Genomic DNA, 16,218 nt, shown 5'->3' with positions numbered 1-16,218 from the left:
TCACTTTGACTACCTTTAAAAAATAAGAATGACTGTTCGACTTTCTGAGATCTAAGTTATTTTGACTTGTTTTTATTTCAAAAAATCACAAAAACCAATTAATAAACATCGATTGATTGAGATCAAAAATGCATCAATAAATCATTGGTATAATTAGCTTTCGATGTCTCTTTTGCACATTCAGTGCCAACTTCTCCAACTCCAGTCATCATTAGCTTTCAAGCAAAAATACACTTTATAAAAATGTCAAAAAGACCTTTTATTTGTGTCATTAAGACTCTATCATGTGCATACATCCACGCAGTTAGAGTGAATCATGCAAGATATCTCCGCATCAACCCTCATGGAAATGACCATCGGCCTAGCCAGTGGCGTCAACGACCAAGACCGTTTCAATCGCCTCATTGATGCGATACGCAAGACAATTACCTGTGACTGTGTGGCGTTATTGAGTCTCCAAGGTGACACTCTAGTACCTATTGCGATGCAAGGTCTCAGTCGAGACACGTTCGGACGCCGCTTCATCATTTCAGAGCATCCACGCTTCGAGGCAATTTGTGCTTCTAAGACTCCCGTTCGATTCGACTCTGACAGTACACTACCCGACCCATTTGATGGTTTGCTGATCGATCACGATGGCGATCTTCCAATGCACGCTTGTATGGGGCTGCCACTGCTCTTTGGCGACAAGCTGCTTGGCGTACTTACCTTAGATAGCCTTACACCTGATGTTTTCGCTAACATTCCAGCACGTAGCTTAGAGGTGCTGGCCGCCATCGCTGCTTCAACCATGCAAATGGCCCTCACCTTTTCTCAACTAGAGAGCCAAGCTAAACAATCAAAGCAGCTATTAGAAGAGCTCAACGAAGAGGCATGGGAGCGCGAAGGCGGAGAGCTCATTGGTAAAAGCGATACCATGATGGCTCTGAAAAACGACATCGCTGTCGTTGCTCCTTCCGAGTTTAATATCCTCATCCATGGTGAAACCGGTGTTGGTAAAGAACTGGTTGCGCGAACTCTGCATCATCAATCTGCACGTAAACGCAAACCCTTGGTCTACGTAAACTGCGCGGCTATACCTGAAAATTTAGTTGAAAGTGAACTGTTCGGCCATGTGCGTGGCGCATTTACTGGTGCTGATAAAAACCGCTCAGGTAAGTTTGCTTTGGCCGATGGTGGCACGCTGTTCTTAGATGAGATTGGTGAGCTGCCTTTAGCTGCGCAAAGTAAACTGTTGCGTGCACTGCAAAACAATGAGATTCAACCTGTCGGCCAAGACAACATTCAAACCATTGATGTTCGAGTACTTGCTGCAACTAACCGTGATTTAAAACAAGAAGTCGAAGACGGAAACTTTAGAGCTGACTTGTACCACCGACTCAGTGTTTACCCTATCGCCGTGCCCGCGCTTCGTGACCGCGGAGATGACACTAGCTTGCTCGCGGGATTCTTTTTGGAGCAAGCTCGACGCAAGCTGGGTATTAATCAGATCAAATTCCGCTCTGATGTGTTGGCATTCCTAAATCGTTACAACTGGCCAGGTAACGTACGTGAGCTTGAACACGTAATTAGCCGCTCAGCACTCAAAGCCTTAGCAAGAAGCACCAACAAGCGTTTAGTGACCATCACTAAAGAAGATTGTGGGCCACTGGATCAAGAACTTGCTGTTAATTCACCTGCTTCCAATGCACAAGGTCAAGGTTCAATGGCTGCGCCTGAAGTTGATCTATCAGAAGGATTACGCGGTGCAACAGAAGATTTCCAAAGAACCATCATTACTGATGTTCTCGAACAAGCGAACTTTAACTGGGCTCAAGCAGGTAGGACATTAAAAACCGACAGGGCTAACCTTACTCGTCTTGCTAAGCGATTAGGTCTCAACGTCGCCAAGTCGCACAGTATTGAACGGACGAAATAGAGTTTCACAATTGTTACGAGCATCTTGCTAGACTTGTGTATATAATGCTGCGAATTGTAATCCTAATTGTGAAAATATAGAGATAATTATGAAGTTTATCCGTTGGTTCCTAGGCCGCATCATTCTGCTACTTAACTTTGTATTTACGCCACGCGGCGTTAAACGCTCAGCTGAAGATCAATCTAAAGTTGATGAACAGGCAAAGAGCTACGCTCTGTATCAATTCGAAGCTTGTCCGTTCTGTGTAAAAGTTCGTCGTGCAATGAAGCGCCAATCTGTAAAAATTGAACTGCGTGATGCGAAAAACAACGATCAACACCGCGCCGAACTTGAAGCTGGTGGTGGTCGCGTAAAAGTGCCATGCCTACGCATTGAAAAAGATGGTAAAACGGAATGGATGTACGAGTCTTCAGACATCGTTGCATACCTAGAGAAGAACTTCGCTTAACTGTTTCTCCAAGTAGCAGTCGTTTTTGAAATAACAACTGCTCATGAAAGCCAGAATCAAAAAATCCCTCAACGTTGAGGGATTTTTATATCTGTTTGTCAGTGGGGCCTGTGAAACTACTTGGCAACTATCAACATCAATTCCACTCGACGGTTACACGCTTTGCCCTGAGAAGAAGTATTGGTACAAGCTGGGACATATTCACCGAAGCCACGCGTATAGATGGATTGGCTCGATACGTAATTGCGCTCCAATCTTGCTTTCACCTCTTTCGCTCGCTGCTCTGAGAGAGGATCATTAATTTGATCGTTACCTGTGTTATCGGTATGCCCTTCAATCACTATGTCGATATCCGAACGCTGTGAAAGATAGCTGCCTAACGTGTCTAACCAAAGATCATTCACCGGTGCTGGAATTGCCGAACCTGTTTTAAAATTCACATGGTGGTTCAATTTCACCATTACGTGATTACCCGGTAGCACTTGATAGTCAATGCGGTTTTGTCTTAAAAAGACTTCTAGGGGGTCATCGGTAGATATTCCTACGCCATAATTTGTAGTGATGGTTTTGCGTGAAGAGTTTTGAGCTTGACGATAATTGGTCACAACACGTGTCTCTTGAACAACACCCCACTCCGGGTACATTACGTCGTAGTCCGTTTGTGGTGCGGTCTCTAACATGTTGCCGCCCAACATGGCCATTGAGTTAGTTGCTTCACACCCTACCAATGCCAAACTGCAAATCAGTGCCAAATACTTCATTAATTCACCCACCACTTAAACGTTTTACTTCTACCAGATACTATATCGGCCGCTTTGCTATAACTTTAGCCGAAAATTTCGATGCTCTTCTATCTGCTTGAGCACGCTATCTAAACGATAGCCAATCCTCACCACGCCGAATATCCGAAGTAAAGAGTGTTTCCGATCACAGTTGACACTGAATTGACGGCTCTCGGATCGCCACATCGATCTGTTTGCATTTAATTACTTTATAATTGTTTTCCTAATCCCACTAAATCGTTAGAATTTACCGAATTTTTAACGCTAGAGTAAATTATATGTTCAAGCCATTTACCCAATTATTTGTTGCTCTTTTCGCTCTTGTCGCTACGGTCGCCCTAGCAGGTTGTAGTGAAAGCAATGAGCCACAACCCGGCGTTCAGTATGAAGCGCTGCCTGTTGCGCTAACCGAGTACGACCTATCCCCTGTGACAGAAATCTTCTCTCTTAACTGTGGCCACTGCCGTACTATGGAGAGCGCAATTCCTGAGATCGAATCTCTAACTAATCAGAAGATTGGTAAGGTACACGTTACCTTTAATGAAAGCGCTCAAATCAGCGCAATGATCTTTTACACTGCCGTAATGCAGCTAAACGACACGCCAGACCATGCCTTCATGGAAGACCTATTTGCCGCTGTACAGATGGGTGGCGACGCAACACCAGAGGCTCGCCAGCAAGCTCTGGAAACAGCGTTTACCTCTCGCGGTTTGGTAAGCCCATACCAGCTAGAAAAAGATCAACAAGTTGCACTGTTTGAGTACGTACAAAAAGCCGAAGAGATCTCGATGAAAGGTCAGATCAACTCAGTTCCGACCTTCATCGTCAACGGTAAATACCAAGTACTGACTGCAGGTCATCAAGATTTGGAAGGTATCGGCAAAACCATCAACTTCCTTTTGACTCAGCCTTAATGGTTGATTTTCAACAACAGAATATTTTTATAAATAGGTTTCAATATGTCTAAATTTGTCATCCCAATTATTGTATTCATCATGGCTGGTTTCATGATTTACCGTACTTGGACCAACCACAAAGCTGGTTCTGAAAACTTCGAACAAGGTCAACAATTCCTTATCGAAAACGGCAAAAAAGCGGGCGTCGTAACGACAGAAAGCGGCCTACAGTACCTAGTACTTGAAGAAGGTACGGGTACAGAACACCCAACGAAAAACAGCCAAGTTACGGTTCATTACCACGGCACCCTGATCGACGGCACAGTTTTCGATAGCTCAGTAGAGCGAGGAGAACCAATCACATTTGCACTTAAGCAAGTAATCAAAGGCTGGCAGGAAGGTCTAACCTACATGGTTGAAGGCCAAAAGGTTCGACTGTTTATTCCTAGCACGCTCGGCTACGGAAAAGGTGGCACAGGTCCAATCCCACCTTCAGCAACGCTGATCTTCGACGTAGAGCTACTATCAATAAAGTAACCTAACAACGAACTTGTAATAGCCCTGCCATTTAGAGCAGGGCTTTTTTGTGCCAACGAATGACCAAGCTTCACACCAACGGTTTCTTACTCCCATCAAATCTAATGACAAACAGATTAGATGAACAAAACTAGACGACTGGTCTAATTTTAATTATAGTCACCCCATGAATCAGAAAACAAACGACACACGCCTGCATATTTTGGATGTCGGCTATGAGCTTATCGTCAATCAAGGCTTTACTGCTGTTGGGCTTTCTCAACTGCTTAAAACCGCTGATGTACCAAAAGGCTCTTTCTATCACTACTTCAAATCAAAGGAAGCTTTTGGTGAGGCTTTGGTCGAACACTACTTTGATACTTACTTGGCCAAAGTCGAGTCAATCTTAGTACACGGACAAGGTGACCATGCAGAGCGACTACTGGATTACCTTTCTCGCTGGCGGGATACACAAAACGGAGTGTGTAACGCACATAAATGTTTAGTTGTGAAACTCTCTGCAGAGGTATCTGATCTGTCTGATTCGATGCGACTCGCTCTGCAAAAAGGTGCAGACAAAGTGGTTCAACAAATGGCGAGGTGTTTAGAAAACGGCGTTAAAGAGGGTTCCATTGCTTCACTGGATCACCAGCAGGCCGCCAAAAATCTATATTCACTGTGGTTAGGCGCAAGCCTTTTGAGTAAGTTGAGCCAACGGACAGACACATTAGACAGCGCTTTTGACGAAACAAAACGCATCATCGCGCTAACATAATCACTTAAGTGATACGAAAATAACATCGACTTTCCCGTCTACGTATAAAGAGGCGGGATTTTTAGAAATCATAACTAGACGACTGGTCTAATATATAAAACCTTCATTAAGGAGCTCCAATGACTGATAACAACAGAAGAATCGTACTCGCCTCTCGCCCAGTTGGCGCCCCAACCCAAGATAACTTTCGACTAGAGACTGCAACGGTACCAAGTATTCAAGAAGGCGAGATTTTACTGCGCTCTATCTACCTATCACTTGATCCGTACATGCGTGGACGAATGAGTGACGCAAAATCTTACGCAGAGCCGGTAGCGATTGACGAAGTCATGGTTGGCGCGACAGTCTGCCAAGTAGAACAGTCACAGCATTCAGATTATCAAGTTGGCGAATGGGTATTGGCTTATACCGGCTGGCAAGATTACGGTATTTCAAACGGTGAAGGCCTAGTCAAATTAGGTATGGAGCCAAGCCATCCATCTTTCGCTCTAGGCATCATGGGTATGCCAGGTTTCACCGCTTACATGGGTTTGCTTGATATCGGTCAGCCAAAAGAAGGCGACACTCTTGTGGTAGCGGCGGCGACAGGGCCTGTGGGTGCGACTGTAGGCCAGATTGGTAAGCTTAAAGGCTGCCGAGTTATTGGTATTGCCGGCGGAGAAGAAAAGTGTCGCCATGCTAAAGAAGTACTGGGTTTTGATGAGTGTATCGACCACAAGGCAGAAGACTTTGCTGAACAGCTAGCCGCAGCATGCGACAAAGGTATTGATGTCTACTTCGAAAATGTGGGCGGAAAAGTCTTCGATGCGGTTATGCCATTGCTAAACACAGGTGCGCGCGTACCAGTTTGTGGCCTTATTTCTCAATACAACGCGACATCACTACCAGACGGCCCTGATCGCATGTCGGCATTGATGGGAATGCTGCTCGTGAAGCGCATTAAGATGCAAGGGTTCATTATTTTTGATGACTACGCACATCGTTACAACGAATTCGCCATTCAAATGACAGAATGGCTCGCGCAAGGCAAGATTCAGTACAAAGAACAGGTGGTCGAAGGGTTAGAGAACGCACCTCAAGCCTTTATGGGGCTTCTAAAAGGTGAGAACTTCGGCAAACTCGTCATTAAAACTAATCAAGAAAAATAGGCAATAACAATGATTACTCTACACCACTTAAATAAGTCTCGCTCAAAGCGAATTATCTGGTTACTAGAAGAACTGGGCGTTGATTACCAGATCAAACCATACTTGCGTGACTCCGTAACGTTTCTGGCACCGCCAGAACTGAAATCTGTCCACCCACTTGGTAAATCACCAGTTATCGAAGATCAAGGCATGATCATTGCTGAGTCGGGCGCGATTACGGATTACCTAATTGAAACCTACGGTAATGGTCGTCTCGCACCACAAAGAGGTACTAAAGAGCACCTCGAATATAATCAGTGGCTTCACTTTGCAGAAAGCTCAGGCATTCTGCCTCTTCTACTTAAGATCTTTGTGGCAAAAGACGGTTGTGAAACCAACTTCTTGGCGCAATATGCTGAAGACGAAAACAGTAAGATCATGGCTTACTTAGAGCAATCGCTCGAAGGAAAGAGCTACCTTGTTGGAGAGACTCTTACCGGTGCAGACTTTATGATGTCATTTATTGTCGAGGCGATGGATAACTTTGGTGCATCACACGCCTACCCTAACCTTGTCGCTTACACTGAACGCCTTAAGTCTCATCCAAATTTCCAAAAAGCGGATGAGATCGAGCAAAAACACAGCTAGTTAACCACTACCTCGAAGCCAAAGTACGTTTTAAAGCTGCTTTGGCTTCTCATTTGACTCCATTTCGTCAACAATACCGAGCTCTATCGTTTGTCAATGAGTTCATCCCATGCCACAGCGTCTTTTGCACTTCACGCCACTGCCTACAGATCCGGCTGACCATCACACACTACCAGATCGTTTTACGTTCCCGTATTACTACGCGCCTCATAAAACGTGTGAGTTGGCGATGCTCGATTTGCAATCACGCCTACAAAAAGCAGGCGTTGATGGAGACTCTTTTGGTCAGCTCTATGCGGTATTGCTCACGCAGGATCTAAACACAGGTGAGCTTGGTTATTTGTCGGCTCATGGAGGGTTAGCGCTTGATGAAAGCCTTGTTGCCCTGCTGTCTTCGATTGAATTTGTGCCTTCTGCTTTTGAGAAAACGAGGTTCGAGTTAGAGTGTGGCGGTTTAATCAACCAAGTAACAGAACAAGCTAAACAGATCGAATCTTTTGAACAACTCCATAACCTTGCTGAGCTCAATATCAGACTCGAACTAGCTAAAGAACAATCCGCAACCGAAATTGCCAACTTCCAGAAACAAATGGCAAACAACAAAACGGAACGAGACGCTCTACGTGCTAGCTATGAAGCCTCGATGCAGGAAATTCCAGATTCTTTTGAGCGCACAGCTCAAGGTAGCGACCTTCTCAAACAATTGGGCGCTGCGAGCAGCCAAGAGAAGCGCGATCTCAAGGCTCTGAGAGTTAAATGGAAACAAGCGATCGCTGAGCTGCAATCAAACATAGACACAATCAACACAACATTACACGATAAGCGCAAACAGTATGCAGAGCTTGCTGATCGGCTAGAAGAGCAGCGCTTGTCGCATTATCACTTTCTCAATGCGAGCAATCAGACCAAATCATTGTTGGAGCTTTTGAACGGTAAAGAGGCTCTTGAGGGTACAGGGGATTGCTGCCTTCCAAAACTTCTGAATTTCGCATTTAGACACAACCTAAAACCTCTCGCTCTTGCCGAGTTCTGGTGGGGTCGCCCTCCGCGTCAAGAAATACGTCAGCATGGCAATTTATACCCAGTTTGTCAGAGCCGAAGTTTTGAAATTCTAGAGCATCAACTTGAAGGCATGACGTTAGAGGATAACCCTTTGATCGTGAACCCAGCGGTTGGTAAACAGTTTGATATTGTTTATGAAGACAAAGAGATTGTTGTAGTGAATAAGCCAGCAGAGTTCCTGTCTGTTCCAGGTAAATTTATCGAGGACTCCGTCTACTCTCGGATTAAAGCGCGATACCCAGACGCAACCGGCCCACTCATCGTACATCGCCTAGATATGTCGACGTCGGGTTTGTTGATTCTTGCTCTGACAGCAGAATCCAACCGCCATATCCAAAAGCAATTTATCGAGCGGACTGTCGAGAAACGTTACACCGCACTGCTTGATGGGGATGTTCAAGGAGAAAGTGGCGATATAAGTCTGCCATTACGAGGCGACATTACAGACCGTCCAAGACAGCTAGTTTGCCATCAGTATGGGAAAAAGGCACAAACTCATTGGCAAGTAGTACGCCGAAGTGAAGGTAAAACTAAGGTTCACCTCTACCCTAAAACAGGGCGAACGCATCAACTCCGTGTTCATTGCGCTCATCCTGATGGCTTAGGTACTCCAATTACGGGCGATGACCTTTATGGCTATAAACGCGACCGTCTGCACTTACATGCTGGCTACTTAAAACTGGTCCACCCAACAACTGGACAATGGATCGAGTTTGAGGTGCCCAGTGCATTTTAACTAGCCTGCAGGCAAGATTTAGGCGAAACCTAACTTAGAACAAGTTAGTGAAGAACAGCTTGATATGATCTAGGATTCGCTTAAAGAAACTGCCCTCTTGAACCGACTCTAGAGCGACCAAAGGCTGAGTTTTAATATCTTCACCATCAACGGTGTAGTGAACCATACCTAAGGTTTGGCCTTTCTCGATAGGTGCTTTTAAGTCAGAAGTCAGTTCAACCGATGCCGAAAGCTTTTTGCCGTCTGCTTTTGGTAGCGTAATGAAAGTGTCTCGGTCAACACCCAGTTTGAGTGTGTCTTGCTCCCCAAACCATAGCTTCTCTTCTGAAATCAAATCTCCACTTTGATGTGGGTTCAGTGTATCGAAGAATCTAAAGCCGTAGCTCAATAGCTGTTTGCTGTCTGACTCACGGCCTTTAACGCTACTTGACCCCATAACTACCGCAATCAAACGCATCTCACCTTGTGTTGCAGAACTTGCTAAGCTATAGCCGGCACCAGAGGTATAACCGGTTTTCATACCATCGACGTTCAAACTTCTATCACGTAATAAACCATTGCGGTTGTGCTGTGTGATGCCGTTATAACTGAACGAACGCTCGCTGTATAAACCATAAACATCTGGCAGATCACGAATAATTGCACGACCTAACAACGCGATATCATAAGGCGTTGAGTAGAGGTCTTCGGCATCAAGTCCGTGTGCGTTAGCAAAGTGGGTATTGTTTAGTTGAAGCGTGCTAGCCCATGAATTCATTAAATCGACAAAAGCGCCTTCAGAGCCAGCCACATGTTCAGCAATAGCCACACTCGCGTCATTACCTGACTGAACAATCAAGCCGCGGTAGAGATCCATCATATCAACATTGGTATTGACTTCGATGAACATCTTAGATGAGTCAGGAAAATTCTTTGCCCACGCGTTTTCGCTGATTCTCACCTTATCTTCTGCTGAAATGTTGCCGCGTTTCATCTCTTGCCCAGCAACATAGCTGGTCATCAACTTGGTTAAACTCGCAGGGTTCAGTTTTGTATGAGCATTATTTTCAACAAGGACTTCACCCGAGTTGAAATCCATTAAGACATAGCCTTTCGCACCGAGGCTAGGGGGAGAAGGAACAATCGTTGGTGCTGCCATTACAGCATTACTCGCAACCAATAAACCAACAAGAGAAAGTGAATATTTAGCGAACAATTTCATTGGATAAAACCTGAGTTAACGTTTTGTTCAGTATAGCTAAATACTCAGAAAAGACGCCGAAACTTTACGTTGCTTTACTCAAATGAACCTTTAGTTACAAATTTCATGGATGGCTCGAATTATGTTCAACTACTTAGTCAATATTATTGACCTCCTTAATCGTTTTATCGACTGAGTCGATCTCTGAATAAACGATCAACACAACCCGTCTAGGCATCTATTTCTCATACCTCGCGGCCTTTGCGATATATGCTCTACTATTGCTTTCAACACCAACACATTCAGTAATTATATTACGTAAAAACCTTTTAAACGTTTGCGTAATCGCTAACCTTCACTTTCACTCGTTTTGGGGCTTTTATCACAAAAAAAGGCTTGCTATAGTCAGCACCAGTTAAATAAAACCAGACCATTCGAGGCACGGAGCTTCCTCAATAATCTCATGAAGAGAAGGATTGGTACCGACACTGTATCGGCAAAACTAAGAGGGTCCAACAATGGAATTTAATATGGTTGAAATTTTAGGTTACGCTGCATCTATCATGGTTGCGATTTCATTAACTATGAAAGACATCGTTCGCTTACGTGTTCTTAACTTTATTGGCTGTGCTCTCTTCACAGCTTACGGCGTAATGATTGATGCATGGCCGGTCGTAGCAACCAATGGCTTCATCGCAATCGTCAACATTTATTTCTTAGCTAAAATGCAAAAAGAAAAAAAAACGGAAGCGTTAAAAGCAGCCAAAGCCTAGTACTAGAATCAAATAGAAAGCCCGAATAATTGACCTTATTCGGGCTTTTTCATATATAAAGTTTTGTTTTATTTATTTATGATCATTGAGACACCTAGCCCCCTATCACGAACAAACAACCGTCCAGCTACCATCACTACCCGGCTCTGAGCTTGTCCACCAGTTAGCTTGGTAAATGATTCCGTTGTGAACCACTTTATCGCCCGTATTTGCGTGGCTTGGGTTACCGGCCCAATCTTTCTGAGGCAGATCTGGGTACACAGTTAAGCCTGCAGTATCACAAGTACCAGGGTTGGTGCCACCATCGCCAGGGTTACCGCCGCCAGAGCTGATATCACCTAAAGGTAAATCTGGTTGCTCGAAGCTAAAGGCATAATCGACACCACCTACGTTAACGGCATAATTAGCAGGGCCTGAAATTGGTAAGTAATACACCATGTCGAGCTCGTACACGCCACCAGCAGGCAGCTCTTTCCATGCAGGTAATGTGAAGGCTACACGGTGCATAGTTCCGTCTAATCCCCCAATGTTATCGGCACGAGTATGCCCCGAAGCAATCACAGTCAAGCCACCACCAGATTGATCTTTCGCGTTATCTGGTGCTGATACTGGAATGTCGAACTGGAACTCAGTACCGCCAGGCAGTGCTTGACCCGTATTATTGGTAAACGTGATCTTAGGGTTAATTGGGTAGTTTTGGTCACCAACTTTGAAGCCGCCAACCGATACTGCGATGTCTAATGCTTCGGTAGGGATTGCACCAGTCGCGACTTTGTTTCCGTATGGGGTTGCCGACTTAAACTTATCGTAGATAGCTTTAGTCATAGTATTACCCATGTGGAACTCACCGTTACCGCTGTTACACGCTTGCTCTGTGGTATCAATCGTTGTGCGGTTGCCACTTGCGTCAAGTACATAACAGTTGTAATCGCCAGCCAGTTCCCAGAACATGATGCCGCCGATTTCTTTGTCTATAACGTAGTCCGCTTTCACATTGATAGATTCTTTATCTTCCGTAGAAAGGAACACGCCTTTTTCAGCATTCCATAGCCAAGGTGCAACCGCCACGCTGTCGTAGTTACGCGTGTAAGTACCTCTTAAAACATCCGTTGGATCGTTTACAGGATCAAGCTTGTAAGCATCCGCATAAGAACCCCAAATGCCTTTCTCTAAGTTCTTCGCATGCCACATAGGGTTCGAACCTGCGCCCATTTCGTTTCCTTTAGGGTCAGTATCGTGCCACATGTTATCGATACCAATCGCGCCGTGACCACAGTTGTTCTTCTCGCCTTCACCTGTACCAGCAGCACATTCAGATTGATTAGGCAGTGCAGCTCGGCCCCAAAGACCATTTTCACCACCTGTTACACCCTGCCAACCACGCGTGTAGTAAGGCACACCGATATTAATACGGCCAGCAGGCATTGAACCACGGAAGTAATGGTAAGCCCAATCGGTATTCAGGTAGCCAATACCGCCATAAGCCGCCGTGTCGTATACGTTCCACTGGGCTAGCTCTGAATCTTTACCTGTGTCAAACAAGGCAGCGTTATGGCCAACGTGGTCGTTCCAAGCACCGTGAAGGTCGTAAGACATGATGTTCACGTAATCAAGATATTGAGTGACATCGAATGTTTCCATACCACGCAACAGGTAACCAGAAGAAGGTGCCGCGATAGTCAACATGTAGTGTGTTCCATCTTCAGCAGACGCCACATCAAGCTTCTCACGTAGCACTTTCATCAACACTTGGTACGAAGCCCATAGGTACTGGCGACGTGGTTCCATGAAGTCTTTGTCGTATGGGTTACCCGCGCCTGCCATTGAGGTTGGATACTCATAATCGATATCTAGACCGTCGAACTGGTACTTACGCAGCATTTCAACGGCTGACGTCGCGAATGTTTCGATACCTTGATGGTTAATTGAACCATCAGCATTGGTCGTCATGGTGTAGAAGCCACCATCAGCAACACGGCTGCCGTCTGTGGCAAAGTGACCGCCAGTCTCAGCCCAGCCACCAATTGAGATCAACGTCTTAACACCGTGTTTTTTCTTCGCGGTAGCGAGCGCACCAAAGTGACCTTTAAAGCCTAATGCCGGGTCAACCTCTACTCCTGGCCACTCTTTCCCTACGACCACATTATTTGGATCATTTACATCACCAACATTCACTTTGCCATCTGAACCGATGCTCACGAACGCGTAGTTAATGTGTGTGAGTTGTTCCCAAGGAATGTCATTCACTAAGTAAGCCGCTTGTGGGTCGTCCCCTGCACGCCAGCTCGTGAAGTAACCAATCACACGACGAGGATGATCCGCGCCCATTTTCTCTCGGCCTTCATCATCGTAGATTGTACAGTAAGGAACATCGACGCCCTGCGTTTGATACAAGCCATCAGGACGACATGTACTCACCGTTGGAGCACCGTTCACCTTCAAAGAAGCCAAAGCTGAATCCGTTGTTGCGCCTTGATCGTCGGTCGCTTTGGCGTAAACAGACAAAGTACCTGCTTGAGTGGTTGTGTAGTCAAGCGTATACGGGCTTGTTGCAGCCGTTCCAACTAAAGAACCTGCCACATAAAAATCGACTTTATCAACCGTACCATCACTGTCTGCAGCTGCTGCAGTGAGTGTAACCACACCACCTACATCAACAGAAGCCGTTGAAAGTGCAACTGATACCGTTGGCGCTTCATTGCCAGGTTGCTGTGAGTCAACAGAAATGGATACCGCACTTACGACACTCGCTGCACCTTCATTATCTGTTGCGACAACTGAAACTCGATGATTACCCGATACTGCAGCCCAAGCTGCCTCAAATGGTGCCGTTGTTACTAGTGCGACAGATGCACCATCGACAAAGAATTCGACCGAAGCAACACTACCATCAGTATCGAGTGCCATTGCACTTAAGATGACATTGTCGCCCTCAATGATCACATCGGACGCAGTTGGCGCTGTTAACGAAGCGGTTGGTGCTTCATTTGGCGTACCTCCGCCTTCACTACACACATCAATTTTTTTCCACTGAGCATAGTCACCCTCGAATTGGCTCGGGTTGTTATTTTGATTCCAGTAATTCGCTGAATACGCGCTACCGTCATGTGAAACCTGATCACCACCGGTGTATACGGTGGCTGAATCCCACGCTTCTAACGTTGAACAATCAACAGCCGCGTAGCTGTTGAACGCCATTAAGCATGACGCGGTGAGAGTACTGAGTGTAAAAACCTTTTTGGTCACTCTTCCTTGGTTTAGGTGCATTTGTGTATCCCTTAAGTTGTTGTTTCAAGGTGTTTAATTTCGATCGTATTCGCACGACCACTTAAATCTCTTCGCAAAACAACTTTAGGCAACAAAGCTAGTCGCGCACTGATAACATTCACTATTTATAAAATGACTCGCAATTAATTGCTTACACTCTGCAAGAACTCGACACTTATTTTGCACCAACAACTAATAATAAATTTATTTCGATAACCTAAAAAATAACGGCTTACCACACCCAAAACCACAAGTTCACATGGATAAACTGCATTCAAAGTAACCAAAAAGGATAGATTTATTGAAGGAATGAATTTCTTTTTGCAATTCGCCGACTTTCTAGTGACAGATATGTTAGGATTTGCGGCTTTTTTGACGAACCTCACATTTTAAAATGGAGATGTGCGGGAAATACACAGGCCTCACGGCCAAATATAGCGAAGAAATAATGTCTAACTTGACGCAAGTCGCCAACGAAAACATCAACGCAGAATCTACTTCTATCAACTTCACTAAAGCCCAATCTTTGGGTGAAAAACTAGAACTCGGAAACCCAGTGTTCTGGCTAAGCGGCAGTTTTTTAACTCTCTTTGTCGTTCTTGCTTTTACCAATACTTCAGCTTTATCTGAGCTGGTCAATATCGGTTTTAACTACTCAACCCAGTGGTTCGGCGCTTATTGGCAAGTGCTCTTGCTGCTCAATTTTATTCTCGGTTTGGTGCTAGCACTGGGCCGTACAGGGCAAGTTCGATTAGGAGCACTTGCCCTACCAGAAATGTCCACGTTCAAATGGATGTCGATAGTTCTCTGTACCTTACTTGCCGGTGGTGGTGTATTCTGGGCTGCAGCTGAACCTATCGCCCACTTTGTTTCTGCTCCACCTTTTTATGATGAAACAGATCCACAAACTAAAGCACTCAACGCGCTCTCACAGTCTTTCATGCACTGGGGTTTTCTTGCTTGGGCAATCTTAGGTGGCTTATCCTCTATCGTGCTGATGCACCTACACTACGATAAGGGGCTTCCTCTAAAACCTCGGACTCTTCTTTACCCTGTGCTTGGCGATAGGGCAATTAATAGCTGGATTGGGAATGTGGTCGACGCGTGCAGTATTGTTGCTGTGGCAGCTGGGACTATCGGTCCAATTGGATTCTTAGGACTTCAAATCAGCTATGCGTTAAGTGAACTGTTTGGCATCTCAGACAGCTTTGCTACACAAAGTGCCGTTATTCTGTTTGCTATTGCCATGTATACCTTGTCCGCATTGAGTGGCGTGAATAAAGGCATCCAACTGGTTAGCCGCTATAACATCATCTTATCAGTGTGCTTAATCGGTTACATCTTAGTTGTAGGTCCAACGAGCTTTATCGTAGACGGCTACCTGCAAGGCATGGGAGAAATGGTCGATAACTTCATCCCTATGGCACTTTATCGTCAAGATACCACATGGCTTGGTGGCTGGACGGTATTCTTCTGGGGTTGGTTCTTAGGTTATGGCCCAATGATGGCTATTTTCATTGCTCGCATTTCACGCGGGCGCACCATTCGCCAAATGATGGTTTCTATTAGTATCGTTGCTCCCCTCGTCACCTGTTTCTGGTTCAGCATTGTTGGCGGCAGTGGCTTAGCGTTTGAGTTAGAAAATCCAGGCGTAATTTCTGATGCATTCGAAGGTTTCAACCTTCCGGCTGTGCTGCTCGCTATTACTGCGCAACTTCCATTCCCGACTCTGATCGCGATTCTATTCCTTATCCTCACTACCACGTTCATCGTAACGACGGGGGACTCAATGACCTACACAATAAGTGTCGTGATGACAGGTACAACGGAGCCAAATGCAGCAGTACGTACCTTTTGGGGAGTTGTTATGGGTGCGGTAGCTATTGCTCTTATCTCTATGGGTTCTGGCGGTATTTCTGCTCTGCAGTCGTTCATTGTGATTACCGCTGTTCCTGTATCATTTATCTTACTGCCATGTTTATGGCACGCACCTAAGATAGCGACGCAAATGGCAAAAGAGCAAGGCATCGCTTAATACCAACACCGCCTAACCTAGGTTTCGTGGTTCGAACAAAAAAGCCACTCGCGTG

Annotated in this window: 13 protein-coding genes; 10 read left to right on the top strand and 3 right to left on the bottom strand. The window is 45.4% G+C overall.

Annotated elements, in window-relative coordinates; all coding sequences use genetic code 11:
• Positions 1-316: 316 nt before the first annotated feature.
• Positions 317-1,918: a nitric oxide reductase transcriptional regulator NorR gene (norR, locus tag vsple_RS14350; RefSeq protein ID WP_261883602.1), complete on the top strand. Its 1,602-nt coding sequence runs from the start codon at positions 317-319 to the stop codon at positions 1,916-1,918.
• A gap of 88 nt (positions 1,919-2,006) precedes the next feature.
• Positions 2,007-2,366, top strand: coding sequence for a glutaredoxin family protein (locus vsple_RS14345; RefSeq protein ID WP_032552686.1), 360 nt, complete (start codon positions 2,007-2,009; stop codon positions 2,364-2,366).
• 116 nt (positions 2,367-2,482) lie between these two features.
• Here vsple_RS14345 and vsple_RS14340 read toward each other — a convergent pair whose 3' ends face one another.
• Positions 2,483-3,127, bottom strand: coding sequence for an OmpA family protein (locus vsple_RS14340; protein WP_255231941.1), 645 nt, complete (start codon positions 3,125-3,127; stop codon positions 2,483-2,485).
• 299 nt (positions 3,128-3,426) lie between these two features.
• Between vsple_RS14340 and vsple_RS14335 the strand changes: the two genes are divergently transcribed.
• The 6 genes from vsple_RS14335 to vsple_RS14310 all read left to right on the top strand — a co-directional run bounded on the left by vsple_RS14335 (position 3,427) and on the right by vsple_RS14310 (position 8,908).
• Positions 3,427-4,062: a thiol:disulfide interchange protein DsbA/DsbL gene (locus vsple_RS14335; RefSeq protein ID WP_261883601.1), complete on the top strand. Its 636-nt coding sequence runs from the start codon at positions 3,427-3,429 to the stop codon at positions 4,060-4,062.
• Positions 4,063-4,107: 45 nt separating this feature from the next.
• Positions 4,108-4,581, top strand: a complete 474-nt coding sequence (locus vsple_RS14330; protein ID WP_032552689.1) for a BamJ family beta-barrel-assembly machinery protein — start codon at positions 4,108-4,110, stop codon at positions 4,579-4,581.
• A gap of 166 nt (positions 4,582-4,747) precedes the next feature.
• On the top strand, positions 4,748-5,335 hold the full coding sequence (locus tag vsple_RS14325) for a TetR/AcrR family transcriptional regulator (protein WP_261883600.1): 588 nt from the start codon (positions 4,748-4,750) through the stop codon (positions 5,333-5,335).
• 119 nt (positions 5,336-5,454) lie between these two features.
• Positions 5,455-6,483, top strand: coding sequence for an NADP-dependent oxidoreductase (locus tag vsple_RS14320; RefSeq protein WP_261883599.1), 1,029 nt, complete (start codon positions 5,455-5,457; stop codon positions 6,481-6,483).
• A gap of 9 nt (positions 6,484-6,492) precedes the next feature.
• Positions 6,493-7,110, top strand: coding sequence for a glutathione S-transferase family protein (locus vsple_RS14315; RefSeq protein WP_261883598.1), 618 nt, complete (start codon positions 6,493-6,495; stop codon positions 7,108-7,110).
• A 109-nt stretch (positions 7,111-7,219) separates the two neighbouring features.
• Positions 7,220-8,908, top strand: a complete 1,689-nt coding sequence (locus tag vsple_RS14310; RefSeq protein ID WP_261883597.1) for an RluA family pseudouridine synthase — start codon at positions 7,220-7,222, stop codon at positions 8,906-8,908.
• A 34-nt stretch (positions 8,909-8,942) separates the two neighbouring features.
• Here vsple_RS14310 and vsple_RS14305 read toward each other — a convergent pair whose 3' ends face one another.
• The gene (locus vsple_RS14305; RefSeq protein WP_255231947.1) at positions 8,943-10,109 is read right to left on the bottom strand and encodes a D-alanyl-D-alanine carboxypeptidase family protein; all 1,167 of its coding nucleotides are present in this window, start codon (positions 10,107-10,109) and stop codon (positions 8,943-8,945) included.
• 497 nt (positions 10,110-10,606) lie between these two features.
• Between vsple_RS14305 and vsple_RS14300 the strand changes: the two genes are divergently transcribed.
• Positions 10,607-10,861, top strand: coding sequence for a YgjV family protein (locus tag vsple_RS14300; RefSeq protein ID WP_239839842.1), 255 nt, complete (start codon positions 10,607-10,609; stop codon positions 10,859-10,861).
• 105 nt (positions 10,862-10,966) lie between these two features.
• Here vsple_RS14300 and vsple_RS14295 read toward each other — a convergent pair whose 3' ends face one another.
• The gene (locus tag vsple_RS14295; protein ID WP_261883596.1) at positions 10,967-14,128 is read right to left on the bottom strand and encodes a chitinase C-terminal domain-containing protein; all 3,162 of its coding nucleotides are present in this window, start codon (positions 14,126-14,128) and stop codon (positions 10,967-10,969) included.
• Positions 14,129-14,576: 448 nt separating this feature from the next.
• Here vsple_RS14295 and vsple_RS14290 point away from each other — a divergent pair, with 448 nt between their 5' ends.
• Entirely contained in the window at positions 14,577-16,163 is a 1,587-nt protein-coding gene (locus vsple_RS14290; RefSeq protein WP_261883595.1) for a BCCT family transporter, read from the top strand.
• The last annotated feature ends 55 nt before the right edge of the window (positions 16,164-16,218 follow it).

The organism is Vibrio pelagius, assembly GCF_024347575.1.
Taxonomy (GTDB): domain Bacteria; phylum Pseudomonadota; class Gammaproteobacteria; order Enterobacterales; family Vibrionaceae; genus Vibrio; species Vibrio pelagius.
The sequence above is the reverse complement of the archived record's forward strand: the minus strand, read 5'-3'. Positions and strand labels throughout refer to the sequence as shown.